This window comes from Pedococcus soli (assembly GCF_054782575.1).
In genome coordinates this window covers 818,423-843,530 of record NZ_BAAGSF010000006.1, presented here as the reverse complement: position 1 = coordinate 843,530, position 25,108 = coordinate 818,423, and the positions used below count along the sequence as shown (strand labels likewise).

The window sequence follows — 25,108 nt, the reverse complement described above, 5'->3', positions numbered from 1 at the left end:
ACCCCCATGCCCCCGACCCAGACCCAGCCCCCGACGCGCACCCCGGCGCCTGTTGCTCCGTCGCGCGCCGTGGCCGCACGCGGAACGGACGGTGCCGTGGCCCCACCGGTGAGCAGGCGCCATACCCGCTCGCTGCGACGGGCGGCGGACCGGAGCACCGGTGCCACGCCGGCGACCCCGCTCGTGTACCTGACCCTTGCGACCTCCGTGCTGCTCGCCGCCGGCCCGCTGTACTACATGGTCGTCATGGCCTCGCGCCCCAACAGCGACATCACGTCGATCCCGCCACCGCTCACCCCGGGTGACCAGCTCGGCGAGAACATCTCGCGGGTCTTCGCCAACCAGGACGTGATGTTCGCCCAGGCGATGGTCAACTCGGTCCTCGTCGCCGGGCTGGCCACGGTCTCGGTCGTGGTGCTCTCCGCGCTGGCCGGGTTCGCCTTCGCGAAGCTGGCCTTCAGGGGCCGGAACGCGTTGCTGCTCATCGTGATCGGCACGATGATGGTGCCGGTCCAGCTCGGCCTGGTGCCGCTCTACATGCTCATGGGCAAGCTGGGGCTGGCAGGCACGCTCCCGTCCGCGCTGCTGCCGTTCCTCGTGAGCGGGTTCGGGGTCTTCATGATGCGGCAGTACGCCGCCCAGGCCATCCCGAACGAGCTCATCGAGGCCGCCCGTGTCGACGGAGCCTCCACGACCCGGATCTTCTTCTCGATCGTGTTCCCGATCCTGCGACCGGCCGCGGCGGTCCTCGGGCTGCTCACGTTCATGGAGCGGTGGAACGACTTCCTGTGGCCCTACCTCACCCTCGACGCCGAGCACCCGACCGTGCAGGTCGCGCTGTCCCGGCTGTCCGGCGGCTACTACACCGACCAGGCGCTGGTCATGGCCGGCACCCTCCTCGGGACGCTGCCGCTCGTCATCGTGTTCATCGTGTTCGGCCGCCAGATCATCGGCGGCATCATGCAGGGCGGAGTCAAAGGATGACCATGGACCTGTCGCGCAGCGACTTCCCGGACGGCTTCACGTGGGGCGTCGCCACCTCGAGCTACCAGATCGAGGGGGCCACGACCGAGGGAGGTCGCGGCGCGTCCATCTGGGACACCTTCTCGGCGACGCCCGGCCGGGTGGTGGGGGGCGACAGCGGCGCGGTCGCCGTGGACCACTTCCACCGGTACGCCGAGGACGTCGACCTCATGGCGTCGCTCGGCGTCGACGCCTACCGCTTCTCGATCGCCTGGCCGCGCGTGCAGCCCACGGGTTCGGGGCCGGTCAACCGCCAGGGGCTCGACTTCTACAGCCGGCTCGTCGACACCCTCCTCGAGCGCGGCATCACGCCGTGGGCGACGCTCTACCACTGGGACCTCCCGCAGGCGCTCGAGGACGCCGGCGGATGGCCGGTGCGTGACACCGCGCACCGGTTCGCGGAGTATGCCGCGCACGTCGCCGACGCGCTCGGCGACCGGGTCGGGCACTTCATCACCCTCAACGAACCGTGGTGCTCGGCGTTCCTCGGGTACGGCTCGGGACGGCACGCCCCCGGGCGGTCGGACGCGGGGGCGGCCCTCGCGGCCTCGCACCACCTGCTCCTCGGACACGGCCTCGCGGTCCAGGCCCTGCGGGAGCGGGCGCCTGACGCCGAGGTGGGCATCACGCTCAACCTCTACCCGGTTGCGCCGGCCCACGACGGCCACGGGACGCAGGACGTCGTCCGGCGCGTCGACGGCCTGTCCAACCGGTGGTTCCTCGACCCCGTCCTGCGCGGCAGCTACCCGCAGGACGTCGTCGACGACGTCGCCCACCTGACGGACCTGTCGTTCGTGCACGACGGCGACCTCGCGGTGACCAGTGCGCCCCTGGACTTCCTCGGGGTCAACTACTACACGCGGCACGTGGTGGCACCCGGCGCCCTGCCCGGGACCGGCGAGGTGGACTTCGCCTCCCGCGGGCTGCCGACGACCGCGCTCGGGTGGGAGGTCGATCCCGAGGGCCTCGCCGACATCCTCCAGAGGGTCACCCGGGACTACGGCCAGATCCCCCTCGTCATCACCGAGAACGGTGCGGCGTTCGACGACGAGCTGGTCAACGGACAGGTGCACGACGCGGAACGGGTCGACTTCCTGCGCAGCCACCTCGAGGCGGGCGCGAAGGCGATCGCCGGCGGGGTGCCGCTGCGCGGCTACTTCGCCTGGTCGCTCATGGACAACTTCGAGTGGGCCGAGGGCTACGCGAAGCGGTTCGGGATCGTGCACGTCGACTTCGACACCCAGGAGCGCACGGTCAAGGACAGCGGGCGCTGGTATGCCGCGTTCCTCGCCGGGAAGCGCACGCAATACTGACCCCATGACGAACGGCGTGACCACCGGCACGACCACCGGCACGACCAACGGCTCGAGCGGGCAACCCACCCTCGAGGCGGTTGCTGCCCGTGCCGGGGTCGGGCGTGGGACCGTGTCCCGCGTCATCAACGGCTCGCCCCAGGTCTCGGAGCGGACCCGCGTCCGCGTGCTGCGTGCCGTCGACGAGCTCGGGTACGTGCCCAACATGGCGGCGCGCGCCCTCGTGACCCGCCGTACCGGGGCCATCGCGCTGGTCATCTCCGAGTCCGAGGAGCGCATCTTCGGTGAGCCGTTCTTCGCCGGGGTGGTCCGGGGGATCACGACGGTCGTGGGGGAGGCGTCCCGCCAGCTGGTGCTGGCACTGGTGCAGACCCGCGAGCAGGTCGACCGGCTCGACTCCTACCTGACGCCCCAGCACGTCGACGGGGTCCTGATGCTCTCCGCCCACGACGCCGACACGCTGCCGGGGCTGATCCAGGGGCGCGGGCTGCCGATCGTGTTCTGTGGGCGCCCGAACGGGCTCGCGGACGCGAGCTACGTCGACGTCGACAACAGCGGGGGAGCGCGCGACGCAGTGGCGTACCTGCTGTCCCGGGGACGCTCGGTCGTCGGGCACATCGGCGGTCCGCAGGACATGATCGCCGGCCGTGACCGGCTCGAGGGATACCGGGCCGCCGTGGCGACCGCCGGGCACGAGGTCGACGACTCGCTCGTCGAGCTCGGTGACTTCAGCGAGGCCAGTGGCGCCGCCGCCATGCGTGCGCTGCTGGCCCGACGCCCCGACGTGGACGCGGTCTTCGCGGCGAGCGACCCCATGGCCCTCGGAGCGCTGCGGGTGCTGCGGGAGGCCGGGCGCGTGGTGCCGGACGACGTCGCCCTGGTCGGGTTCGACGACGGACCGCTGGCCGAGGTCGCCGAACCACCCCTGACGACGGTGCACCAGCCGATGGAGCAGCTGGGACGCGAGATGGCGACCATGCTGCTGGCCCAGATCGGCCACGGTGACGGCCGCGTCGACGAACAGCTGGTGCTCGACACCGAGCTGGTCGAGCGCGCCTCCACCTGAGCGTTCGGTCACCGGTCGGGCCGGCGGCGCGATCAGCGGCCGCGCATGGCCTTGCGGTCGATGCGGGCGCGCTGCGGGTCGATCCCCTTGGGGACGGGCGGGCGCATGCCACCGAGGGACTTGAGCCGCTTGTTGACCGCGGAGACCTCTTCCTTGGTCAGCACGGGCTTCATGCGCGTCATCTTGTTGCTGAGCTTGCGCACCGGCACCTGGTCGGCACCGTCACCGACGACGATCGCGGAGATCGGGACGCCCGGGGCCACCCGCTCGACCTTCTTGCGCTCCTGGGCGATGAGCTTGGTGCGCCGGGCGTCCGGACCCTCCGCGACGAGGACGACGCCGGGACGGCCGATCGCGCGGTAGACGAAGGCCGCGCCGTGCATGTCCTCGGGGCGGGTGCCCCGGGCGCCGTCGATGGCCACCGGCTCCTGGGAGAAGAACCAGCCACGACGCAGCGCACCGAGTGCGGCGCCGGCCGCACCGGGCTGGCCCTCGAGGCTGGCGTACGCCGCGCGCTCCGCCCGGCGGCTGAGCACGAGCGTGGCGGCGAGCAGCCCGAGCGGGATGCTCAGGACGAGGGCGTACGTCCAGTGACCGACGAGGACACCGATGGTCGTGCCGACCGCGAGGACGGCGACGAACGCGAGCAGCATCCACCACGGGATGGTCGGGTCTGCCTTCCGTGCCGCCGTGAACACCTGGCGGATCTGGGAGAACCGGCCCTGCTTCTTCGGGGTGTCGGACTCTTGCTTCTTCTCGCGGGCCATGGGGGTCAGGATACGGGTGTCAGGCGGGTGCACCCAACGCGGCCGGCGTGCGTGCGGCCACGAGGGAGGCAGCCTCCTGGCGGGCCGGGTCACCCGCGGCGTCGGCGAGGTGCTGGAGGTGCTCGGGGATGTCGCGTCCCCACTTCTTCATCGCGGTCGCCCACAGGCGGCCGGCGCGGTAGGACGACCGCACGAGGGGGCCGGCCATGACGCCCTTGAAGCCCATCTCCTGCGCCACGTCGGACCAGTGCACGAACTCCTCCGGCTTCACCCAGCGGTCGATCGGGTGGTGCAGCTTGGAGGGACGCAGGTACTGCGTGATGGTGAGGATGTCGCAGCCCGCGTCGTGCAGGTCGCGGATGGCCTGCTCGACCTCGTGGTCCTCCTCGCCCATCCCGAGGATGAGGTTGGACTTGGTGACGAGCTCGGCCTCGCGCGCCATCGACAGGACCTGGAGGGACTTGTCGTAGGTGAACGCGGGGCGGATCTGCTTGAAGATGCGCGGCACGGTCTCGAGGTTGTGGGCGAACACCTCGGGCCGGGCGTCGAAGACCTGGCCGACGAGCTCGGGCTTGGCGCCGAAGTCGGGGGGAAGGATCTCCACACCGGTGGTGGGGTTCTTGGCGTGGATCTGGCGGATGGTCTCGGCGTAGAGCCAGGCAGCGCCGTCGGGCTGGTCGTCACGGGCGACACCGGTGACGGTGGAGTAGCGCAGTCCCATCGTGGCGACCGACTCGGCCACGCGGCGCGGCTCGTCGCGGTCGAGCGCCTCGGGGCGGCCGGTGGCGATGTCGCAGAAGTCGCAGCGGCGGGTGCACACGTCACCGCCGATGAGGAAGGTCGCCTCCTTGTCCTCCCAGCACTCGAAGATGTTGGGACAGGCGGCTTCCTGGCAGACCGTGTGCAGACCCTCGGTCTTCACCATTGAGTGCAGCTTCGTGTACTCCGGGCCCATCTTCGCGGTGGTCCGGATCCACTCCGGCTTGCGCTCGATCGGGGTCTGGGCGTTGCGCGCCTCGACGCGCAGCATGCGCCTGCCCTCGGGTGCCACGGTCACAGCAGACTCCCTCGCCTTGCGTTCGGTGCGCCTCCGGCGGCCGGTATGCCGCGGGGCACGGGTGCGCCCGGAGGTCACCGGGCGTCCCTCAAGACTACGTCAGCGCCGTTCGAGGTATTCCGCCACCGTCCTGCGGTGGGGAAATACCTCGATCCGGCGGTGGGGAGAGGGCTGGGTGAAGCCCGGGTCGGTCAGGCGGGGGCGAGGACGTCGGCGAGGTGCTTCTCGGCATACGGGAGGACGTCCTGGACGGTGACCACCCGGCCGGTCTCGCGGCTGATCGAGCTCACCCCGGCGTCCTCGATCCCGCAGGCGATGATGTTGTCGGCCCACGAGAGGTCGGCGTCGCAGTTGAGCGCGAAGCCGTGCATCGTCACCTGACGGCTCACGCGCACGCCGATGGCGCCGAGCTTGCGGTCCGGGCCGCGGTCGTCGGCGAGCACCCACACCCCACTGCGTCCCTCGACCCGCACCGTCTCGACGCCGAACTCGCGACAGGTGCGGATCATCACCTCCTCGAGGCGACGGACGTGGGCGACCACGTCGATCGGCACCCCGTGGAGGCGGACGATGGGGTAGCCGACGAGCTGGCCGGGACCGTGCCACGTGATGAGCCCACCCCGGTCGACGTCGATGACCGGCGTCCCGTCGACGGGACGCTGCTGGGGTTCGGTGCGCTTGCCCGCGGTGTAGACGGCGGCGTGCTCGAGCAGGAGCACGGTGTCCTCGTCGCCGGCGACGACCCCGGCGTGGACCTCGCGCTGGTGGGCCCAGGCCTGCTCGTAGTCGACGAGGTCAGGGGAGAAACCGACGTGCTCGAACCGCATGGCCCCTACGTTACGCCCGCACCGACGGCGCCTTGAGCCGGACCGGCTCGAGGCGCTCCTCGACGGCGGTGTCGCCGTCACGGGTGACGAGGTAGGCCCCCTTGCCGTCCGTCTCGGTGACCGCCCCGGCGAGCTCGATGCCGTGGTAGACGAGGCCGACGCCGTCGTCGGTGCAGTGCGTCGTCGGGAGGGTGCCGTCGGCGACGAGCTGGTGGACGAGGGGGCGGCGGCGCTCCTCGGAGTCGTAGTGGACGCCGTTGCCGTAGGGGAGCAGGGCCAGGCCGTTGGTGACCGCGCGCAGCTCGGGGCCGAACGAGTCGGTGGTGCCGCCGCGGTACCAGCAGATCGAACCGGCCGAGACGCCGGCGAGGACGACGCCCGCGCGCCAGACCCGCTCGAAGATCTCGTCCAGCCCGTGCACCCGCCAGACGGCCAGGAGGTTCGCCACCGAGCCGCCGTTGACCCACACGACGTCCTGCTGAAGGAGGTGGCCCTCGACGTCCTCGACGTTCGGCATCGAGAAGAGGTTGAGGTTGCTCAGGTCGAACCCGGCGTGGCGACCGGCCTCGTCCATCCAGCCGTTGAAGTAGGCCTGGTCCCCTCCGGCGGTGCCGAGGTGGGTGATGCGCGGGGCGCGTCCCTCGGCGCCGGACAGCTCGACCGCGTGGTGCACGAGCGAGTTGAACTCGAGGCGGATGCGGGAGCCGTAGCGGTAGCCACCCGAGGTGGCCAGGATCGTGGGCTGGTCTGCAGGCATGGCCCCGACTCTAGGACGGCTGCTGACGGCTGCCCGCGTCCGGGCCTGTGGACAACCGGGCAGGGGGTGCCGCGTCCGTGGCCAGACTGAGGTGGTGGACCCGGACGACGAGACCCGTGCCGACGAGAAGGCGCCACCGCGGGTGCCCGGCTACACGTTGGGCGCCCGGATCGGGGCCGGTGGCAGCGGTGTCGTGTGGGCGGCCACCCGCGACGGCGACGGGTCGCCGGTGGCGGTCAAGGTCGTCCCCGTCGGTGTGGGCGAGCAGGCGGACGCGGCGGTCCGCGAGCTCGGGGTGCTCGGTCGCGTCGAGGTCGACGGCCTGGTGCGGTTCCACGAGGCGGTGGCGCTCCCCGGCGCGGACCGGCGGGTGGCGCTGGTCCTCGACCACGTGGCCGGCGGGTCGCTGGCCCGGGTGGTCGGGGCTCGCGGGCACCTGAGCGTGGGGGAGTCGGTGACCGTCCTGGCACCCGTCGCGCGAACCCTTGCGGGCCTGCACGCCGTCGGGGTGCAGCACGGCGATGTCACGCCGGGCAACGTCCTGCTCGAACGCTCGGGTCGCCCGTTGCTCGCCGACCTCGGGGTGGCCGGGTTCGTCGGTGAGGCGCCGGGGCACGCGGTCGGCACCGCGGGGTTCGTGGCGCCGGAGGTCGTGGACGGCGGTCCCGTCACCCCGGCTGCCGACGTGTATGCCGCGGGGGCCCTGGCCTGGTGGTGCGTCACCGGGCAGGCCCCCGAGCCCGTCTCCTGGCGGCCCCCGCTCGAGACGCTCGCCCCCGAGGTCCCCGACGCGTGGCGGGACGTGACGACGCGGGCGCTCGCGGCCGACCCGGCGGACCGCCCGAGCGCGGCGGAGCTCGCCCTGGCGTGGTTCGACTCGGCGCCCTGCGAACCCGTGCGGCTGGTCGTCGGCACGGACGAGACCTCGTTGCTGACGCAGCGGCTGCGCCGAACACCGTCCGACGACGAGGCGGCACCGGGGGTCGCCGCGCCGGTGGAGGTGGGGACGTGGCTGCGGCGGTCGAGGACGTGGCTGGAGCGGCCGAGGACGAGGGCCGGGGTGGCCGGGGCGGGACTGCTGTCGGCGCTCGTGCTGGGGGCCCTGCTGGCGACGGGGGTGGTTCGGTCGCCGGGGTGGCTCGGACCGGGCCGCCCGACGGACGACCCCGCGCGCGTTGCGAGGTCCACGGAGCGCGGGGCGCCGGCGCCCGGCCCGCGAGCGAGCCCGATGACGCGGACCCCTTCGCCGTCCGTGTCGCCTCGGCACGCCCGACGGGACCACCGGGCGCCGACGCTCGCCCCCCTGGCCCTGGTCCAGGAGCTGGCCACCCTGCGGGCCGAGGTCATGGTCAGCGGCCGCGACGACGACCTGGCCGACCTGGACGCCCCCGGCTCGGCCGCCCTGGACCGCGACACCGCAGACCTGCGCCGGGTCCGCGAGGCCGGGGTGGCCTACGCCGGCGTCCGGCTGACCGTGCGGTCGGCACGTCCCGTCACCGTGACCACGCGGTCGGCGACCGTCGAGGCGGTCGTCGACACGGCGGCATACCGGGTCGTGTCGGCGACCGACGCACGGCGGGTGGTGCGCAGCGAGGCGGCGGTGCGGGGGCAGGCCCTGCGGTTCGTCCTGGTGTGGAGCGGGGGGCGCTGGCTGGTCGAACGGGTGGAGGCAGTCGCGTGACGAGTGGCTGGTGGGTCTCAGGACTGCTGCGCGAGCACCCAGCGCAGGGCGGAGGCGATGTCGGGGTCGCGGTGGGTGAAGCCGGAGGCGGTGAGTCGCTGAGCGACGACCCGCTTGCTCGTGAGGATCTCGTCGGAGAAGCCCCCGAGCACGAGCTTGATGCCGAAGGCGGGCGCCGGGAAGATCGCCGGCCGGTGGATCTGGCGGCCCAGGGCCCTGGCGATGTCGATCTGGCGATCGGGGGTGGGGGCCACGAGGTTGACCGGACCCTCGACCTCGGGGTGGTCGACGAGGTGTGCGAGCCCGGCGACGGTGTCGCGCAGGGAGATCCACGGCCACCACTGACGGCCGTTGCCCAGCGGGCCGTTGATGCCGAGGCGGGCCAGCGGCAGCATGCGGGACAGGGCGCCGCCCTCGGGGGAGAGCACGATCCCGGTGCGCGGGTGGGCCACCGAGAGGCCTGCGTCGCGGGCAGGGTCCGCGGCTGCCTCCCAGGCGCGGACGACCTCGCTGAGGAAACCGCCGCCCAGGGGGGAGTCCTCGGTGAGGACCTCGTCACCCCGGTCGCCGTAGACACCGACCGCCGACCCACTGACGAGGCGCACGGGCTCGCCGAGGTCGGCCAGCGCCCTGGCGATCGTCGTGGTGCCGTCGACGCGCGAGCCGAGGATCTGCTGCTGGTAGGAGGGGGTCCAGCGGTGGTCGCCGACCCCGGCCCCGGCGAGGTGCACGACGGCCGTCACGCCCGAGAGCGCCGCGGGGTCGAGCAGCCGGGCGGCGGGGTCCCAGCGGACCTCGTCGGGTTGTTCGGGCGCCCGACGGACCAGGCGCACCACCTCGTCGCCCCGCTCGCGCAGGAACGCCGACAGCGCGCTGCCGATGAGGCCGGTGGAACCGGTGACGGCAACGCGCTGCGGCATGAGTGCTCCTGGTGAGGTGGGGAAGGTCAGAGCCCGAGGTCGGACTCGAACCCGCCCTCCTCGAGACGCGTCTTCATCGTGGTGAGGAAGCGCGCGGCATCGGCACCGTCGACGACCCGGTGGTCGTACGACAGGGCCAGGTAGACCATCGACCGGACCGCGATCGTCTCGCCGCCGTCACCGTCGGACACCACGACCGGGCGCTTGACGACCGCGCCGGTGCCGAGGATGGCGACGTTGGGCTGGTTGATGATCGGGGTGTCGAACAGGGCGCCCCGGCTGCCGGTGTTGGTCAGCGTGAAGGTGCCGCCGCCGAGCTCGTCCGGGCCGATCTTGTTGGTGCGGGTGCGCTCGGCGAGGTCGGCGATCTTGCGGGCCAGCCCGGCGATGTTGAGGTCGCCGGCGTCCTTGATGACCGGGACGAGGAGGCCACGCTCGGTGTCGACGGCCACACCGAGGTTCTCGGTGCCGTGGTAGGTCACCTCGGTGCCCTCGACGCTGGAGTTCACCGACGGGTGGGCCTTGAGCGCCTCGACGGCCGCGAGGGCGAAGAACGGCAGGAAGCTGAGCTTGGTGCCCTCGCGCTGTGCGAACTCGTTCTTGGCCTTGGCCCGCAGCCGCGCGATCTTCGTGACGTCGACCTCGACCACCGTGGTCAGCTGGGCCGAGACCTGGAGGGACTCGACCATGCGCTTGGCGATGGTCTGGCGCAGCCGGGACATCTTCTCCGTGGTGCCGCGCTTCGGCGAGACCGAGGCCGAGCCCGATGCCGTCGACGAGGTCGACGCCGCAGGAGCGGCAGCAGGGGCAGCAGCCGCCGGGGCGGGAGCCGCCGCGGCCTTGGCAGCCTCCTCGGCAGCCTTGGCGGCGTCGAGCACGTCCTGCTTGCGGATACGGCCACCGACGCCGGTCCCCTTGAGGGAGCCGAGGTCGACCTTGTTCTCGGCCGCGAGCTTGCGCACGAGCGGTGTGACGTAGGCCGACGCGTCCTGGCTGTCGCCCGACGACTGCGCAGCGGGTGCGGACTCGGGGGCGGCAGCAGCCTGCGGCGCAGGAGCAGCGGGGGCCTCCTGCTCGGGGGCCTCCTCCTTGGGAGCCTCCTGCGGGGGAGCCTCCTGCTTCGGCGCCTCGGGCTCGGGAGCGGGTTCCGGCTTGGACTCCTCCTTCGGGGCCTCGGCCTCCTTGGGGGCCTCGGCGGGCGTGCTGTCGCCCGAACCGCCGGACGAGCCGGAGCCGCCGATGATGGCGAGCTCGCCACCGACGGGGACGGTGTCGTCCTCCTGGACGAGGATCTTGGTGAGCGTGCCGGCGACCGGCGAGGGGATCTCGGTGTCGACCTTGTCGGTGGAGACCTCGAGCAGCGGCTCGTCGACCTCGACGGTGTCGCCCTCGGCCTTGAGCCAGCGGGTGACGGTGCCCTCGGTGACGGACTCGCCGAGCGCCGGCATGGTGACCGTCTCACCCGAACCAGAGCCACCCGAACCAGAGCCACCACCGTCGGAGGAACCACTGTCGGAGGACCCGCTGGCAGCAGCGGCCTCGGGCTCGGAGGTGGACTCCTGCGGCGCCTGCTCGGTCGAGGGAGCCTCGGCCGGCGGCTCGTCGGACTCCGCCGACGCCTGCTCGGCGGAGGCCTGCTCGCCCGCGTCCTGCCCGGCGTCGCCGGACTGGTTGCCGGAGTCGCTGCTGCCGCTGTCGCTGCCGTCACCGATGACGGCGAGGTCGGCGCCGACGGGGACGGTGTCGTCCTCGTTCGCCAGGATCTCCTGGAGGACACCCGCGACGGGCGAGGGGATCTCCGTGTCGACCTTGTCGGTGGAGACCTCGAGCAGCGGCTCGTCGACCTCGACGGTGTCGCCGACGTTCTTCAGCCAGCGCGTCACGGTGCCTTCGGTGACCGACTCACCCAGGGCCGGCATGGTCACGCGTTCAGACATGTCCCTCTATCTCCTTGTTTCGTGTTCGCTGGCGGATCAGCAGTGCGTCTAGTTGTGGGCGTGCAGGGGCTTGCCGGCGAGCGCCAGGTGCGCCTCACCGAGGGACTCGTTCTGGGTCGGGTGGGCGTGGATCAGCCCGGCGACGTCGGAGGGCAGCGCCTCCCAGTTGTAGATGAGCTGCGCCTCGCCGATCTGCTCACCCATGCGGGCGCCGATCATGTGGATGCCCACGACGGGACCGTCCTTCTCGCGCACCAGCTTCACGAACCCCTGCGTCTGCAGGATCTGCGACTTGCCGTTGCCGCCGAGGTTGTACTCGTACGTCTCGACCTCGCCGTACTTCTCGGCCGCCTGCTTCTCGGTGAGGCCGACCGAGGCGATCTCGGGGTCGCAGTAGGTGACTCGCGGGATGCCGAGCTCGTCGATGACGGCCGGGGCCAGTCCCGCGATCTCCTCGGCGACGAAGATGCCCTGGGCGAACCCACGGTGGGCGAGCTGCAGCCCGGGGACGATGTCGCCGACGGCGTAGACACCCTCCACGCCGGTGCGCAAGCGCTCGTCGGTGGTGACGAAACCACGGTCGAGGGTGACGCCGGCCTCGGCATACCCGAGGCCCTCGGTGACGGGCCCACGGCCGACGGCGACGAGGAGCAGGTCGGCCTCGATGGTGGCGCCGTCCTCGAGCGAGACGGTCACGGTGTCGCCCGACTGCGTCGCGCCCGCGAACCTGACCCCGGTCCGGAACGCGATCTTGCGCTTGCGGAACGAGCGCTCGAGCGTCTTGGAGACGGCCTCGTCCTCGGCGGCGACGAGCCGGGGAAGCGCCTCGACGATGGTGACCTCGGAACCGAACGAACGGAACACCGACGCGAACTCGACCCCGATGACGCCGCCACCGAGGACGACGACGCGCGGCGGTACGAAGTCCAGCGCCAGGGCCTGCTCGCTGGTCATGATCCGACCGCCGATCTCCAGGCCGGGCAACGACTTCGCGTACGAGCCGGTGGCGAGGACGACGTTGCGGCCGCGGACCCTACGGCCGTCGACCTCGACGGTGGAGCGGTCGACCAGGCGCCCGGCGCCCTCGACCAGCTCGATCTTGTGGGCCTTGGCCAGACCCTGCAGGCCCTTGTAGAGGCGCGCGATGACGCCGTCCTTGTAGGCGTTGACGCCGGACATGTCGACCGACTCGAAGGTCGACTTCACGCCGAACTGCGCACCCTCACGGGCGGTGTCGGCGACCTCGGCCGCGTGCAGGAGCGCCTTGGTCGGGATGCACCCGACGTGCAGGCAGGTGCCACCGAGCTTGTCCTTCTCGACGAGTGCGACGCTCAGTCCGAGCTCGGCCGCACGGAACGCGCAGGCGTAGCCGCCACTTCCTCCACCCAGGATGACTACATCGAAGATGGTCTCGGCGTCAGCCGACATGCTCGCTCCCTCGCGTCGTGGGCACTGGGTGGTCCTCGTCGACGGTGGAGCGGCCAGGTCGTGACCAGCCCGGGATCGACACAGTGCATCTTGTCACTGTTTGGAGTGCGGGGCGCAAGCAGGTCCACGTCCGTGCAATGGCAGCAGTTGCACAGTCCGTCCCCCTATCGTTGGGTCATGGCGTGGTGGAAGCGGGGACACAAGGGCTCCGGACGTGGTCCGTCCGACGGACCCAACATGGCGGTGGACCAGCAGGCGGTGCGCAAGCACTTCGCCGACTTCACCCAGAGTCGTCGCGGGGTCGAGGCCTACGTCGAGCCACCCACCAACGTCACGGCGACGACGGTGATCCTCATCGCGCACGACGGCGAGTGGACTCGTCGTGCGGCCGGTTCCCGGCAGGCAGCCTTCGAGCTGGCAGGGAGCCTGGGCGTCCCGGTGTACGACGTCCTCCAGACCGGGTACCCCAACCGCATGCGGGAGTGGAACTCCCGCCAGCGCAAGAAGGACTGACGCGCCATACCGGTGGCGTCGTGAAGCACGACGCGCGCTCGACCCGAGGGGATATGCGGTGGTGCCCCCCGGAGCCGGGATGCGAAGGTTGACCCACGGCGGGTCCGCACGCGGCCCGCGCCGCACGAGCAGCAGGAGGGCACGATGGCCAAGTCCGACGGTGCGAAGTCCCAGGGGTCCCAGGGATCCACGGGGCCCAGCGAGGAGATGAAGCGCAAGTTCCGCGAGGCCCTGGACAAGAAGCAGTCGCACGCAGGGCGCGACGTGTCCGATGACAGCGAGCACGGCAAGGTCGACCACGCCCAGGGCGCGGCGACGAGCGCGACGCAGCAGATGTTCCGGCGCAAGAGCGGTGGCTGAGGCGGCTCGACCGCACTGCTGATCGACGCCTGGATATATCTGCAGAGGGGCCCGTCCGATCCGGACGGGCCCCTCTGCGCTGTCGGTATGACGGGTGGCCGGCCTGCCGGTCACCCGTCCGCCGCGTCAGCCGGCGTAGCCCTCCACGAGCGACAGCAGGGTCGCGACGCCGTAGCCGGTCGCGCCCTTCGGCGTGTAGCCGTAGGGCGCGCCCTCGTTGAATGACGGGCCGGCGATGTCGACGTGGGCCCACGGGGTGCCCTCCTCGACGAACTCACTGAGGAACAGGCCGGCCGTGAGCATGCCGCCCCAGCGCTCGCCCTTGTGGGAGAGGTCGGCGACCGCGGACTCGAGCTGCGAGCGCAGGTCGCTCGGCAGCGGCATCGGCCAGGCGGCCTCGCCCGATCCGTCGGCGGCGGCGCGGACCCGGTCGCGGAAGGCGTCGTCGTTGGCCATGATCCCGGCGACCCGGCCACCGAGGGCCACCATCTGCGCGCCGGTGAGGGTGGCGATGTCGACGATGGCGTCGGGGTTCGCCTCGCCCGCGAGGACGAGGCCGTCACCGAGCACCATGCGGCCTTCGGCGTCCGTGTCGAGGATCTCGACCGTGGTGCCGTTCCGCATCGTCACGACGTCGCCGGGACGCTGCGCGCTGCCGCTCGGCATGTTCTCGGCGAGGCACAGGTAGCCGGTCACCGTGACGGGCAGGCCCAGCTCGGCGGCCGCGAACACGGTCGCCGCGACGGCAGCCGCTCCGGCCATGTCGGACTTCATGGTGAGCATGGAGGCCGGGGGCTTGATGCACAGGCCGCCGGAGTCGAAGGTGATGCCCTTGCCGACGAGCGCGACCGAGTGCCGGGCGCCGGCGGGGGCCCACGTCAGGGTGACGATGCGGGGCGGGTTGACCGAGCCCTGGCCGACGCCGACGATCCCGCCGAAGCCGCCCTTCTCGAGCGCCTTCTCGTCCAGCACCTTGATGGTGACCTTGGCCTTGGCCGCGGTGTTGCGCGCCTTGACCGAGTCGGCGAACGACTGCGGGAAGAGGACGTTCGGCGGGGTGTTGACCAGGTCGCGGGCGTAGGCCTTGGCGTCCGCGAGCACCGCGGCGCGGGTCGCCGCCGCCTTGACGGCCTTGAGCCGCGCGTCGGCGGTGACCACCGTGATCGTGGTGACACCCTCGTCCTTCGCCGCGGCCTTGGTGCCCTTCGCACGGGAGGCCTTCACCGGACCGCGGATCCCGCGGTAGTGGTAGGCACCCAGGGCGGCGCCCTCGGCGACCGCCGCGACCGACTCGACGCCGGAGGCGGGCAGCGCCACGACGACCTTGCCGGCCTTCTTCAGGGAGCGGACGGCGGCGCCGGCGGCGCGGCGCAGGACCTCCGCGTCGAACGACGTGGCGCGGGCGGTGGCGGAGCCGAGACCGGTGAGCACGACTCGCGGGGCGGCGACCGAGGGCACCGCGGCGAGGGTGAGGACCTCCTCGGGCTTGCCGGTCGCGTGCAGGGCCGCGAGCTGCGCGGCCACGTGGGCGGCGGCGTCGCGGGGGAGCCCGTGGCCGGCGGCGAGGGCCGCGGAGCCGGAGTCGTCGACCGTGCCGAGCACGACGACGTCGGCCTTGAGGTCGTGGGCGGATCGGTCGGAAACGTTGACGGTGGTCACGTTCGCATCCTTCGTGTGGTGTGGGTTTGGCCCTGCTTGCGCAGGATATCCGTGCCGGCGGGGGTCCGCGGCACGGGGCGGTAGCGTTCGGCCCATGAGCGACGCAGCCCTGAAGACCTCCCCCCTGCACGACCGGCACGTGGCGCTGGGCGCCAAGATGGCCGACTTCGGTGGCTGGGAGATGCCGATCGAGTACCCCGGAGGCGGCGTCGTCCGCGAGCACACCACGGTGCGGTCGTCCGTCGGGATCTTCGACGTGTCGCACCTGGGCAAGGCCCGCGTCTCGGGTCCGGGGGCCCGCGACTTCGTCAACTCCTGCCTGACCAACGACCTCGGCCGGATCCACGAGGGCAAGGCGCAGTACACCCTGTGCTGCGACGAGAACGGCGGTGTCGTCGACGACCTCATCGCCTACCTGCGCAGCGACGAGGACGTCTTCCTCATCCCGAACGCCGCCAACACCGACGAGGTGGTCCGCCGCCTGGCCGACGCCGCCCCCGAGGGCATCGTGGTGGAGGACCTGCACGAGTCCTACGGCGTCATCGCCGTCCAGGGCACCAGGTCGGACGAGGTGCTCGACGCGCTCGGCCTGCCGACCGGGCACGAGTACATGTCCTTCGTCGAGACCGACTGGAACGGCCTGCCCGTCATCGTGTGCCGCACCGGCTACACCGGCGAGCGCGGCTACGAGCTCGTCCCCGCGTGGGACGTCGCCGCCCAGCTCTGGGACGCCCTCACCGAGGCGGCTGCCCCCTACGACGGGCTGCCCTGCGGCCTGGGCGCTCGCGACACCCTCCGGACCGAGATGGGGTACGCCCTGCACGGCCACGAGCTCTCCACCGAGATCACGCCCGTCCAGGCGCGCGTCGGCTGGGCGGTCGGCTGGAAGAAGGACGCCTTCTGGGGCAAGGACGCGCTGGTCGCCGAGAAGGCGGCCGGCCCCGAGCGGGTGGCGTGGGGCCTGCTCGCGACCGGCCGCGGCATACCGCGGGCGCAGTGTGCGGTGAAGGTGGACGGCGCGGTCGTCGGCGAGGTCACGTCCGGGACGTTCAGCCCGACCCTGAAGAACGGCATCGCGCTCGCCCTCCTCAAGCCGACGGTCGCCGAGGGCGACGACGTCGTCATCGACGTCCGCGGGCGCGAGGTCACCGCCACCGTGGTCAAGCCGCCGTTCGTGACGGTCGACGTCCGCGAGGGCTGACGGGAGGGGGGCCGGTATGGCGTCGCACGAGTACCGCGCGCAGGTCCGGTGGGACGGCTCCACCGGTGTCGGCTACCGCGACTACCCGCGGGCGCACTCGGCGTTCCTGCCGCCGGCGACCGATGGGCTCGACCTGTCGGCCGACCCACACTTCCGCGGCGACGCGGACCTGCCCAACCCCGAGCAGCTGCTCGTCCTCGCTGCCTCGTCCTGCCAGCTGCTGTCGTTCCTCGCGGTGGCGGCCAGGGCGAAGGTCGACGTCGTCGGGTACGCCGACGAGGCGACGGGGGAGATGCCGCAGGACGTGACGCCGCAGCGGATCACCCGCATCGTGCTGCGGCCCGTGGTCACCGTGGCGGGGACGGTCACCGACGAGGAGGTCGAGAGGTTGCTGCACGAGGCGCACGAGCAGTGCTACATCGCGAACTCCCTCACCACCGACGTCGTCGTCGAGCCCGAGGTCCGTCGCGCCTGACCCCCGGCGCGCCTGACCCGCCCGCGGGCGCCCCTGCCGTGACCACTGCCGAGCCCCGTCAGGGGCGGGCCAGCGCGGCGACGAGCGAGGCGACCGTGAGGTACGGCGCCGGGCGCACGACCTTGGCGACCTGCGGGGCGAATGCGGGGGAGTCGAGCAGCACGGTCACCGCCGCACCGTCGGCCACGACCTCGCCCTCGGCGAGGACGATGACGCGGTCGGCCACCTCGGCCGCGAGCTCGACGTCGTGGGTGGCGACGAGCACGGCGACGCCGCGTGCGGCGAGCTCGCGCAGGACGCCCACCAGCCGGGCCTTGGCGCCGTAGTCCAGGCCCCGGGTGGGCTCGTCGAGCAGTGTCAACGGTGCCCGGCGGGCCAGGACGGTGGCGAGGGACAACGCCATGCGCTGGCCCTGGGAGAGGGCGCTGACCGGACCGTCGGGCGCCGCCCCCGGGGCCAGCCGCGCGAACACCTCGGCACTGCCGTCCACGGCCGCCAGAACCGCGGACACGGGGCCGTCGGCGTCGGCCCCGACGAGGGCGGCCACCGTGGCTGCCGGGTCCTGGGTTGACAGCGCGACGGCTCCGGCGCCGTCGTGGCGCACCCGCCCCGCCGACGGCTGCAGGTCGCGCGCCAGGGCGTGCAGGAGGGTCGACTTCCCGGCGCCGTTGCGGCCCATCAGGGCGACGACCTCGCCGCGGGCGAGGGCCAGGTCCACCCCGCGCAGGGCGACGGAGTCCCCGCGCAGCACTCCGAGGCCGCGGGCCTCGACCAGGGGCGACGGCCCGCCCGGGGCCGGACGCCCCGCCGGGGCCACGGGCGACCCGACGAGCGGTGACTCGTCGGTGGACGAGCCGTCGAGGGAGTCCCGCAGGTCTCGGGCCGCGCGACGGGCGTCCCGGACGGACAGGGGCAACGGGTCCCAGCCGAGGTTGCGACCCAGGTCGACCAGCGGCGGGTGGATGGCCGAGCGGGCCATCGCGTCGGCGGTGTCGAGCAACGGGCTGACGACGCCGTCGCCGACCAGCAGCACGGCGTCGGCGTGGTGGACGACCCGTTCGAGGCGGTGCTCGGAGACGAGGACGGTGACGCCGACGTCGTGCACCAGCCGGTGCAGCGTGGCGAGGACGTCCTCCGCCGCCACGGGGTCGAGCGCCGAGGTCGGTTCGTCGAGGACCAGCACCCGGGGACCGGTCACGAGGGCCGCTGCGATCGCCACCCGTTGCTGCTCGCCCCCGGAGAGGTCGACGAGGCGACGGCTGCGCAGCGGGGTGAGGCCGAGCAGGTCGAGGGTCTCCTCGATGCGGCGCCGGCCACCAAGCGGGTCGCCCGCCGACGCGCTCACGTGGCGCCCGACCTCGGCCTCGACGGTGTCGGTGGAGAACCCCGTCGCAGGGTCCTGCGGCACCCACCCGACGAGGGCGGACAGCGTCGCCTGGTCGCAGGTGCGCGGGTCCGTCCCGTCGACGTCGACCCGGCCCGCCGTCACCGCGGTGCGGGCGTGCCCGACGTCGGCGAGGGTGCGCAGGAGGGTCGTCTTGCCCGACCCCGTGGGGCCGACGACGAGCACGAGCTCACCCTCGGGGACGCTCACGGTGACGTCCTCGAGGGCCTGCTGCGCGCCATACGCCAGGCGCACACCCTCGAGGACGATCACAGTGCCCGACCGTTGCACCGGCGCCCACGGGTGTCAAAGCCGCCACCGGGCGTGCTGTCGCGGCAGCCGCCTACAGTGGCGCCATGAGCGAAGCGTGGACGTGGACCTATCTCGACGCCGATGGCAAGGAGCTGACCGGCGAGGAGCTCGTGACGACGGCGTTCCCGTCCCAGTCCGACGCGGAGAACTGGTTCGGCGAGAGCTGGCACGAGCTCGGCGACGCGGGGGTCGACGCCGTCGTCCTGCACCGCGAGGGTGTCGTCGTCTACGGGCCGATGAGCCTGCGCGCCGCCGAGTAGGGCGCGACCCAGGTCAGCCGACCGGGGAACCGTCAGGCCGGGTACTCGCCGCGCTTGGCGAGGGCGCGCGGCATGCGCGAGCGACGGATCTGGAAGCCGCGCATCACGGCGTACATGGCCAGCCCGCGGCCGACCTTGTCCGCACCGAACTTCGCCACGAGCTTCTTCTTCAGGCCCCGCCACATGAACCACGAGTCGATCGCGGCGGCGAGCAGGAGGCCGTAGACGCCGACCGAGACGATGAGGAAGACCGCCGGCACGCGCACGAACGACAGCGCCAGCACGAGGATCATCACCGGGAGCATGAACTCGCCGACGTTCCAGCGGGCGTCGACGTGGTCGCGGATGTAGCGGCGGACCGGACCCTTGTCACGGGCCGGGAGGTGGGCGTCATCGCCGGTCGCCATGGCCTGGCGCTGCAGGAGCTGGGCCTCGCGACGCTTGGCGCGGTCGAGGTTCTTGGCCTCCTTGCGGTCGGCGACGACCAGCGGGCGACGGTTGGCCGCCTCCTGGTCCCTGCGCTTGGGCGTGGGCCGGTTCTTGGCGCCCTCGCGGTGCTCGCGCGCGATGGTCTCGGCCTGCTGGTCGTTGAGGGTCTTGCTGCGTCCAAACACGTGCTCACTGTATGCCGTGCGCCTGGGTTCCCCGGAATCGCGACGGCGTGCGCGCTCCCGTTAGGCTCGCCGCCGTGACCGACGACGTTCTGAGCCCCGACCAGGTTTCCGCCCTCAAGGCCACGGTGGCCGACCTCATGCCCGGCCTGCGCGCCGACCTGGAGGCACTGACCCGCATCCCCAGCGTCAGCCTCGACGCCTTCGACCAGGCCCACGTCGAGGCCAGCGCCGAGGCGACCGCCGAGCTGCTCCGCGACGAGGGGCTGGAGGTGGAGATCGTCCGCGAGGGCGGTCGTCCGGCGGTGATCGCCCACGTCGACGGGCCCGAGGGTGCGCCGACGGTGATGCTCTACGCCCACCACGACGTGCAGCCCCCCGGCGACGACAAGGACTGGGACAGCGCTCCGTTCGAGCCGACCGAGCGTGACGGACGTCTCTACGGGCGCGGCGCCGCCGACGACAAGGCCGGGATCATGGCCCACCTCGCCGCCCTGCGCGCCCACCGCGGGCGGCTGCCCGTGGGCGTGACGGTGTTCGTCGAGGGCGAGGAGGAGATCGGCTCCGACTCGCTCCCCACCATCCTCGAGCGGCACGGGGAGAAGCTGCGCGCGGACGCGATCGTCCTCGCCGACTCGACCAACTGGGCCATCGGTGAGCCGGCCCTCACCACGACGCTGCGCGGCCTGATCCGGGTCGTGGTGACCGTGACCACCCTCGACCACGGCATCCACTCCGGCATGTTCGGCGGCGCCGTCCCGGACGCGATCACCGCGCTGGTGCGCCTGCTCGCGACCCTGCACGACGACGCCGGCGACGTGGCGATCGCAGGCCTGCGGTCGGGCACCGCCAGCGACCTCGACTTCGACGAGGCGCGCCTGCGTGAGGAGTCCGGCCTGCTCGACGGGGTCGAGGTCATCGGCACCGGTTCGCTGCTCGACCGCATCTGGGCCAAGCCCACGGCCACGGTCATCGGCATCGACGCCCCCTCCGTGGCGAAGTCCTCGAACACCCTCGTGCCCACCGCGAGCGCCAAGGTCTCCATCCGCCTCGCTCCCGACGAGGTCCCCCTCGACGCGTATGCCGCGGTGCAGCGCCACGTCGAGGCGAACATCCCGTGGGGCGCCAAGGTGGAGGTCCACCTCGACGACCAAGGTGCCGGGTTCGCCGCCGACGCCGACGGGCCGGTCTACGACCAGACGCGGGCCGCGTTCACCGACGCCTGGGGTGTCGAGCCGGTGGACATCGGCGTGGGGGGATCGATCCCGTTCGTCGCCGCGTTCGCCGAGAAGTTCCCGCAGGCGGCGATCCTCGTCACCGGCGTGGAGGACCCCGACACCAGGGCGCACGGCGCGAACGAGTCGCTGCACCTCGGGGAGTTCGAGAAGGTCTGCGTGGCCGAGGCGATCCTCCTGGCCAGGCTGGGCGCCCTGCCGCGCTGACCGGAACCGGTTAGGTTCAGGGCATGGCGCAGAGCAAGGGTTACGTCGAGCCGTCGTTCGAACGCGACACCCGCTACATCAACGACCGCATCACCACGACCGGCGACGGTGAGGGGGAGTGGCCCGTCGAGCCGGGGCGGTACCGCCTCGTCGCGGCCCGGGCCTGTCCCTGGGCGAACCGCACGATCATCGTCCGGAGGCTGCTCGGGCTGGAGGACGTCCTCTCGCTCGGGCTGTGCGGGCCGACCCACGACCAGGACAGCTGGACGTTCGACCTCGACCCCGGCGGCGTCGACCCGGTGCTCGGCATCCCGCGGCTCAAGGACGCCTACGAGGCGCGCCAGCCCGGGTACCCGCGGGGCATCACCGTCCCGGCGATCGTCGAGGTCGAGAGCGGCAAGGTCGTCACCAACGACTTCGCCCAGATGACCCTCGACTTCTCGACGCAGTGGCGCCAGCACCACCGTGACGGCGCCCCGGACCTCTACCCCGAGGCGCTGCGCGAGGAGATGGACGAGGTGATGAAGCGCGTCTACACCGAGGTCAACAACGGCGTGTACCGCTGCGGCTTCGCCGGGACCCAGGAGGCGTACGACCAGGCGTACGACCGGTTGTTCACGGCCCTGGACTGGCTGGAGAACCGGCTCGCGGACCGTCGCTACCTCATGGGCGACACGATCACCGAGGCCGACGTGCGCCTGTTCACGACGCTCGCGCGGTTCGACCCGGTCTACCACGGGCACTTCAAGACCAACCGCTCCAAGCTGAGCGAGATGCCGGTCCTGTGGGCCTACGCGCGCGACCTCTTCCAGACGCCCGGGTTCGGCGACACGACCGACTTCGCCCAGATCAAGCGGCACTACTACGTCGTGCACCACGACATCAACCCCACCGGCATCGTGCCGGCAGGGCCCGACCTGTCGGGCTGGCTCACGGACCACGGTCGCGAGGCGCTCGGCGGCAGCCCGTTCGGCGACGGGACCCCTCCTGGTCCGGTCCGCGACGGCGAGGCCGTGGCTGCCGAGGGGCGGGCGTGAGGGTCCGGGAGCACGACGTCGTCGTCTACGGGGCCACGGGCTTCGTGGGGCGGCTGCTGGCCGCCTACCTCGCCGAGCACGCGCCCCTCGGGACGAGGGTGGCCCTCGCCGGTCGTTCGCGGGCCAGGCTCGAGGAGGTCCGTCGCGGGCTCCCCGCCGCTGCGCGTGACTGGCCGGTGGTCGTGGCCGATGCCGCCGACGAGGACGCGCTGCGCGCCCTGGCGGAGTCCACCACCGTCGTCGCCACGACCGTGGGTCCCTACCTGCGCTACGGCCTGCCCCTGGCCCGCGCCTGTGCCGGGGCGGGTACCCACTACGCGGACCTGACCGGCGAGATCCTGTTCGTGCGCAAGGCGATCGACGAGTGCGACGCGGTGGCCAGGTCCAGTGGTGCGCGCATCGTCACCGCCTGTGGTTACGACTCCGTGCCGTCCGACCTCGCCGTCCACCTGCTGCACGAGCGTGCGCGGCACGACGCTGCCGGAGGCCTGCTCGACACCACGCTGCACGCTCGGGCGAAGGGTGGCGTGAGCGGTGGCACCGTGGACTCCTCCCGGGCCCAGCTCGAGGCCGTCGCGACGGACCGCCGGGCCGTGAAGACGCTCTTCGACCCCTACTCCCTGAGCCCCGACCGCAAGGCCGAGCCGGACCTGGGCAAGCAGCGCGACCCCATGTCCGTCTTCCGTGACGCCGACACCGGCGACTGGGTCGGGCCCTTTGTCATGGCGAGCTTCAACTCACGGATCGTGAGGCGCAGCAACGCCCTTCGTGAGCACGCCTACGGTCGTCGCTTCCGCTACCGCGAGCTCAGCGCCTATGGCGACGGGTTCGTCGCCAGGCAGCGTGCGAACGTCTTCACCGCCGGGCTGGGTCTGGCGATGAAGGCGATGGCGGACCCGCGGACCCGTCCCGTCTTCGACCGCCTCGCGCCCTCGCCGGGCGAGGGCCCCAGCGAGAAGGCCCGTCGCAGCGGCTGGTTCTCGATGAAGGTGCGGACCACGACCGAGACCGGTCGCCGCTACCTCGCCACCGTGACCGCCCAGGGAGACCCGGGGTATGCCGCGACGACGGTCATGCTCGGGGAGGCCGCCCTGTGCCTGGCCCTGGACGGCGACCGCCTGCCGCCGGCGGCCGGGGTGCTCACCCCCGCCACGGCCATGGGGGACGCGCTGGTCGACCGCCTGCGCGCCCGCGACTTCACCCTGCGGGTCGAGGAGATCCCGGGCGCCTGAGGGGACGTCCCCCGGGTGGTGCGGACGCGGCACCCGGGGTCGGCTGTCAGGGGAGGCAGCCGCGAACCGATAGGGTGGTGCCACCGGCCCGCACAGTTCTGCCTCGGGCCGTGGCACGTGATCAAGCTCTTGCGCTGCGAACCCATGTCGGTTTCGCGCCGGGCGGAACACCCCTTTGACTGCTCTGGAGTACCCCTGTGTCTGTCGACACCACCTTCCCGAGCCTCGGCGTCCCCGACGCCCTGGCTTCTGTCCTCGCGGCTCGCGACATCACCGTCCCGACCCCCATCCAGACCGCGACCCTGCCCGACTCGCTCGCCGGTCGCGACGTCCTCGGCCGCGGCCGCACCGGGTCCGGCAAGACCTACGCGTTCCTGCTGCCGATGCTGGCCCGGTTGTCCGCGTCGAACGCCCCGCGCCAGTCGCGCCGGCCTCGTGCGCTGATCCTGGCCCCGACGCGTGAGCTCGTCACCCAGATCCAGGCCGCCATGGCCCCGCTCGCCGAGCCGCTCGGCATCTCGTCGGTCACCATCTTCGGTGGCGTCGGCCAGAACCCGCAGGTGTCCGCGCTCCGCAAGGGCGTCGACGTCGTGCTCGCCTGCCCCGGACGCCTCGAGGACCTGCTCCAGCAGGGCGCCCTCACCCTCGACGGCATCGAGGTCACCATCCTCGACGAGGCCGACCACATGGCCGACCTCGGCTTCCTTCCCGGTGTGAAGCGCATCCTCGACAAGACGCCCCGGAACGGCCAGAAGCTGCTGTTCTCGGCGACGCTGGACGCCGGCATCGACGTCATCGTCAAGCGCTACCTGTCCAATCCCGTGACGCACCAGGCTGATTCGGCGCAGTCGCCGATCTCGACCATGGCGCACCACATCTTCCACGTGCACCGCGACGCCCGCCTCGAGGTGCTCCTCGACCTGACCTCGGCCCCGGGCCGCAAGGTCGTCTTCACCCGTACCAAGCACGGTGCCAAGAAGCTGGCCAAGCAGCTCAACGCCTCCGGCGTCCCGGCGGTGGAGCTGCACGGCAACCTCGGCCAGGGTGCGCGTGACCGCAACATGGCGGCCTTCCACGAGGGCAAGGCCTCCACGCTGGTGGCCACCGACATCGCGGCCCGCGGCATCCACGTCGACGACGTCGCGCTCGTCATCCACGCGGACCCGCCGGTCGAGCACAAGGCCTACCTGCACCGCTCGGGCCGCACCGCCCGCGCCGGCGCCGACGGCACCGTCATCACGCTCATGACCGACGACCAGGTCGCCGACGTGCGCGTCCTCACGAACAAGGCCGGGATCCGCGCCAAGACCACGAGGCTTGGCCTCGGTCACCCCATGCTCCTCGAGGTCGCCCCGGGCGAGCGCGTCACGACCGGCCCGCTCGTCCTCACCACCCCGACCCAGCCCTCGGGCGGGTCCGGCGGGGGACAGTCCCGTCGTGGCGGCTCCGGCCGCTCCGGTGGCGGCGCCCGTTCGGGCGGGGCCCGCTCCGGCGGCCCGCGCAGCGGTGACGGCGCGCGCTCCGGGGACGGCGCCCGGTCCGGTGGTGGCCGCCGCGGCGGTCGTCCGGCCGGTGCCGCGGACTCGACCGGCGGCCCGCGTTCGGGCAGCAGTCGCTCCGGTGGCCAGGGCTCGGCAGGTGGCCAGCGGTCCGGCGGGCAGCGCTCCGGCGGTCGCCCGGCCGGTGGGTCGACCCCGACCTACTCGACGTCCACCGGTGGAGCGGCAGGCTTCTCCGCGGGCAGCAGGCCCGGCGCGCGCCGGGGTCGCTGACCTCACGGCACGGCACCACCTCGCCTGACGGGGACCAGCGCACGATGCTGGTCCCCGTCACGGTGTCGCCCCTG

General features: G+C 72.6%; 23 protein-coding genes. 13 read left to right on the top strand and 10 right to left on the bottom strand.

Annotated elements, in window-relative coordinates:
* Window positions 1-6: 6 nt before the first annotated feature.
* From ACYVKF_RS19285 to ACYVKF_RS19275, 3 genes are read left to right on the top strand one after another with little or no spacing between them, the layout of a single operon-like run.
* On the top strand, window positions 7-984 hold the full coding sequence (locus tag ACYVKF_RS19285; protein ID WP_460968581.1) for a carbohydrate ABC transporter permease: 978 nt from the start codon (window positions 7-9) through the stop codon (window positions 982-984).
* Window positions 985-986: 2 nt separating this feature from the next.
* A complete protein-coding gene (locus tag ACYVKF_RS19280) occupies window positions 987-2,336 on the top strand; it encodes a GH1 family beta-glucosidase (protein WP_460968579.1) in 1,350 nt (449 codons plus the stop codon).
* 4 nt (window positions 2,337-2,340) lie between these two features.
* On the top strand, window positions 2,341-3,402 hold the full coding sequence (locus ACYVKF_RS19275; RefSeq protein ID WP_460968577.1) for a LacI family DNA-binding transcriptional regulator: 1,062 nt from the start codon (window positions 2,341-2,343) through the stop codon (window positions 3,400-3,402).
* Window positions 3,403-3,434: 32 nt separating this feature from the next.
* On the opposite strand, the gene ACYVKF_RS19270 is transcribed toward ACYVKF_RS19275, so the two are convergent.
* The 4 genes from ACYVKF_RS19270 to ACYVKF_RS19255 form a co-directional block, all read right to left on the bottom strand.
* Entirely contained in the window at window positions 3,435-4,169 is a 735-nt protein-coding gene (locus ACYVKF_RS19270) for a DUF4191 domain-containing protein (RefSeq protein ID WP_056918079.1), read from the bottom strand.
* Window positions 4,170-4,188: 19 nt separating this feature from the next.
* Window positions 4,189-5,226 (bottom strand): lipoyl synthase, encoded by a 1,038-nt coding sequence (gene lipA, locus ACYVKF_RS19265; RefSeq protein ID WP_056914928.1) that lies wholly within the window; start codon window positions 5,224-5,226, stop codon window positions 4,189-4,191.
* A 191-nt stretch (window positions 5,227-5,417) separates the two neighbouring features.
* Window positions 5,418-6,053 carry a lipoyl(octanoyl) transferase LipB gene (lipB, locus tag ACYVKF_RS19260; RefSeq protein ID WP_056914927.1) on the bottom strand — a complete coding sequence of 212 codons (636 nt, stop codon included), beginning with the start codon at window positions 6,051-6,053 and terminating at the stop codon, window positions 5,418-5,420.
* Between the two features lie 10 nt (window positions 6,054-6,063).
* A complete protein-coding gene (locus ACYVKF_RS19255; protein ID WP_460968574.1) occupies window positions 6,064-6,810 on the bottom strand; it encodes a Type 1 glutamine amidotransferase-like domain-containing protein in 747 nt (248 codons plus the stop codon).
* Between the two features lie 94 nt (window positions 6,811-6,904).
* Between ACYVKF_RS19255 and ACYVKF_RS19250 the strand changes: the two genes are divergently transcribed.
* Complete coding sequence (locus tag ACYVKF_RS19250) at window positions 6,905-8,491, top strand: serine/threonine-protein kinase (RefSeq protein ID WP_460968571.1); 1,587 nt, start codon at window positions 6,905-6,907, stop codon at window positions 8,489-8,491.
* A gap of 17 nt (window positions 8,492-8,508) precedes the next feature.
* Here ACYVKF_RS19250 and ACYVKF_RS19245 read toward each other — a convergent pair whose 3' ends face one another.
* From ACYVKF_RS19245 to lpdA, 3 genes are read right to left on the bottom strand one after another with little or no spacing between them, the layout of a single operon-like run.
* Window positions 8,509-9,411, bottom strand: a complete 903-nt coding sequence (locus ACYVKF_RS19245; RefSeq protein WP_460968569.1) for a TIGR01777 family oxidoreductase — start codon at window positions 9,409-9,411, stop codon at window positions 8,509-8,511.
* Between the two features lie 26 nt (window positions 9,412-9,437).
* Complete coding sequence (gene sucB / locus ACYVKF_RS19240) at window positions 9,438-11,348, bottom strand: 2-oxoglutarate dehydrogenase, E2 component, dihydrolipoamide succinyltransferase (RefSeq protein ID WP_460968568.1); 1,911 nt, start codon at window positions 11,346-11,348, stop codon at window positions 9,438-9,440.
* A 48-nt stretch (window positions 11,349-11,396) separates the two neighbouring features.
* Complete coding sequence (lpdA, locus tag ACYVKF_RS19235; protein ID WP_460968566.1) at window positions 11,397-12,776, bottom strand: dihydrolipoyl dehydrogenase; 1,380 nt, start codon at window positions 12,774-12,776, stop codon at window positions 11,397-11,399.
* 177 nt (window positions 12,777-12,953) lie between these two features.
* Here lpdA and ACYVKF_RS19230 point away from each other — a divergent pair, with 177 nt between their 5' ends.
* Together ACYVKF_RS19230 and ACYVKF_RS19225 are read left to right on the top strand one after the other, a co-directional pair.
* Complete coding sequence (locus tag ACYVKF_RS19230) at window positions 12,954-13,289, top strand: hypothetical protein (RefSeq protein ID WP_056918075.1); 336 nt, start codon at window positions 12,954-12,956, stop codon at window positions 13,287-13,289.
* Window positions 13,290-13,433: 144 nt separating this feature from the next.
* On the top strand, window positions 13,434-13,649 hold the full coding sequence (locus ACYVKF_RS19225; RefSeq protein WP_056914920.1) for a DUF5302 domain-containing protein: 216 nt from the start codon (window positions 13,434-13,436) through the stop codon (window positions 13,647-13,649).
* Between the two features lie 126 nt (window positions 13,650-13,775).
* On the opposite strand, the gene ACYVKF_RS19220 is transcribed toward ACYVKF_RS19225, so the two are convergent.
* On the bottom strand, window positions 13,776-15,308 hold the full coding sequence (locus ACYVKF_RS19220; protein WP_460968563.1) for a leucyl aminopeptidase: 1,533 nt from the start codon (window positions 15,306-15,308) through the stop codon (window positions 13,776-13,778).
* 94 nt (window positions 15,309-15,402) lie between these two features.
* Here ACYVKF_RS19220 and gcvT point away from each other — a divergent pair, with 94 nt between their 5' ends.
* Window positions 15,403-16,509 (top strand): glycine cleavage system aminomethyltransferase GcvT, encoded by a 1,107-nt coding sequence (gcvT, locus tag ACYVKF_RS19215; RefSeq protein ID WP_460968561.1) that lies wholly within the window; start codon window positions 15,403-15,405, stop codon window positions 16,507-16,509.
* A 16-nt stretch (window positions 16,510-16,525) separates the two neighbouring features.
* Entirely contained in the window at window positions 16,526-16,984 is a 459-nt protein-coding gene (locus ACYVKF_RS19210; protein WP_460968559.1) for an OsmC family protein, read from the top strand.
* 58 nt (window positions 16,985-17,042) lie between these two features.
* Here the strand turns inward: ACYVKF_RS19210 and ACYVKF_RS19205 are convergent, their stop codons facing one another.
* On the bottom strand, window positions 17,043-18,641 hold the full coding sequence (locus ACYVKF_RS19205; protein ID WP_460968557.1) for an ABC transporter ATP-binding protein: 1,599 nt from the start codon (window positions 18,639-18,641) through the stop codon (window positions 17,043-17,045).
* 83 nt (window positions 18,642-18,724) lie between these two features.
* Here ACYVKF_RS19205 and ACYVKF_RS19200 point away from each other — a divergent pair, with 83 nt between their 5' ends.
* Window positions 18,725-18,940, top strand: coding sequence for a hypothetical protein (locus ACYVKF_RS19200; protein WP_056918069.1), 216 nt, complete (start codon window positions 18,725-18,727; stop codon window positions 18,938-18,940).
* 32 nt (window positions 18,941-18,972) lie between these two features.
* On the opposite strand, the gene ACYVKF_RS19195 is transcribed toward ACYVKF_RS19200, so the two are convergent.
* Window positions 18,973-19,554, bottom strand: a complete 582-nt coding sequence (locus ACYVKF_RS19195; RefSeq protein WP_056914914.1) for a DUF3043 domain-containing protein — start codon at window positions 19,552-19,554, stop codon at window positions 18,973-18,975.
* 74 nt (window positions 19,555-19,628) lie between these two features.
* Between ACYVKF_RS19195 and ACYVKF_RS19190 the strand changes: the two genes are divergently transcribed.
* The 4 genes from ACYVKF_RS19190 to ACYVKF_RS19175 all read left to right on the top strand — a co-directional run bounded on the left by ACYVKF_RS19190 (window position 19,629) and on the right by ACYVKF_RS19175 (window position 25,034).
* Window positions 19,629-20,993 carry a M20/M25/M40 family metallo-hydrolase gene (locus ACYVKF_RS19190; RefSeq protein WP_460968554.1) on the top strand — a complete coding sequence of 455 codons (1,365 nt, stop codon included), beginning with the start codon at window positions 19,629-19,631 and terminating at the stop codon, window positions 20,991-20,993.
* Between the two features lie 23 nt (window positions 20,994-21,016).
* Complete coding sequence (locus tag ACYVKF_RS19185; RefSeq protein ID WP_056914912.1) at window positions 21,017-22,030, top strand: glutathione S-transferase family protein; 1,014 nt, start codon at window positions 21,017-21,019, stop codon at window positions 22,028-22,030.
* The gene (locus ACYVKF_RS19180; protein WP_460968552.1) at window positions 22,027-23,262 is read left to right on the top strand and encodes a saccharopine dehydrogenase family protein; all 1,236 of its coding nucleotides are present in this window, start codon (window positions 22,027-22,029) and stop codon (window positions 23,260-23,262) included. The genes ACYVKF_RS19185 and ACYVKF_RS19180 overlap by 4 nt, the downstream gene beginning before the upstream one ends.
* A gap of 197 nt (window positions 23,263-23,459) precedes the next feature.
* The gene (locus ACYVKF_RS19175; RefSeq protein WP_460968550.1) at window positions 23,460-25,034 is read left to right on the top strand and encodes a DEAD/DEAH box helicase; all 1,575 of its coding nucleotides are present in this window, start codon (window positions 23,460-23,462) and stop codon (window positions 25,032-25,034) included.
* Window positions 25,035-25,108: the final 74 nt, after the last annotated feature.

Excerpts from the sequence above, each read along its gene's own strand:
- ACYVKF_RS19255 (WP_460968574.1), bottom strand. The coding sequence starts at position 6,810 with ATGCCTGCAGACCAGCCCACGATCCTGGCCACCTCGGGTGGCTACCGC.
- ACYVKF_RS19275 (WP_460968577.1), top strand. The coding sequence starts at position 2,341 with ATGACGAACGGCGTGACCACCGGCACGACCACCGGCACGACCAACGGC.
- ACYVKF_RS19230 (WP_056918075.1), top strand. The coding sequence starts at position 12,954 with ATGGCGTGGTGGAAGCGGGGACACAAGGGCTCCGGACGTGGTCCGTCC.
- ACYVKF_RS19280 (WP_460968579.1), top strand. The coding sequence starts at position 987 with ATGGACCTGTCGCGCAGCGACTTCCCGGACGGCTTCACGTGGGGCGTC.
- lpdA (WP_460968566.1), bottom strand. The coding sequence starts at position 12,776 with ATGTCGGCTGACGCCGAGACCATCTTCGATGTAGTCATCCTGGGTGGA.
- ACYVKF_RS19200 (WP_056918069.1), top strand. The coding sequence starts at position 18,725 with ATGAGCGAAGCGTGGACGTGGACCTATCTCGACGCCGATGGCAAGGAG.
- ACYVKF_RS19285 (WP_460968581.1), top strand. The coding sequence starts at position 7 with ATGCCCCCGACCCAGACCCAGCCCCCGACGCGCACCCCGGCGCCTGTT.
- ACYVKF_RS19225 (WP_056914920.1), top strand. The coding sequence starts at position 13,434 with ATGGCCAAGTCCGACGGTGCGAAGTCCCAGGGGTCCCAGGGATCCACG.
- ACYVKF_RS19185 (WP_056914912.1), top strand. The coding sequence starts at position 21,017 with ATGGCGCAGAGCAAGGGTTACGTCGAGCCGTCGTTCGAACGCGACACC.
- lipB (WP_056914927.1), bottom strand. The coding sequence starts at position 6,053 with ATGCGGTTCGAGCACGTCGGTTTCTCCCCTGACCTCGTCGACTACGAG.
- ACYVKF_RS19245 (WP_460968569.1), bottom strand. The coding sequence starts at position 9,411 with ATGCCGCAGCGCGTTGCCGTCACCGGTTCCACCGGCCTCATCGGCAGC.
- sucB (WP_460968568.1), bottom strand. The coding sequence starts at position 11,348 with ATGTCTGAACGCGTGACCATGCCGGCCCTGGGTGAGTCGGTCACCGAA.
- gcvT (WP_460968561.1), top strand. The coding sequence starts at position 15,403 with ATGAGCGACGCAGCCCTGAAGACCTCCCCCCTGCACGACCGGCACGTG.
- ACYVKF_RS19270 (WP_056918079.1), bottom strand. The coding sequence starts at position 4,169 with ATGGCCCGCGAGAAGAAGCAAGAGTCCGACACCCCGAAGAAGCAGGGC.
- ACYVKF_RS19210 (WP_460968559.1), top strand. The coding sequence starts at position 16,526 with ATGGCGTCGCACGAGTACCGCGCGCAGGTCCGGTGGGACGGCTCCACC.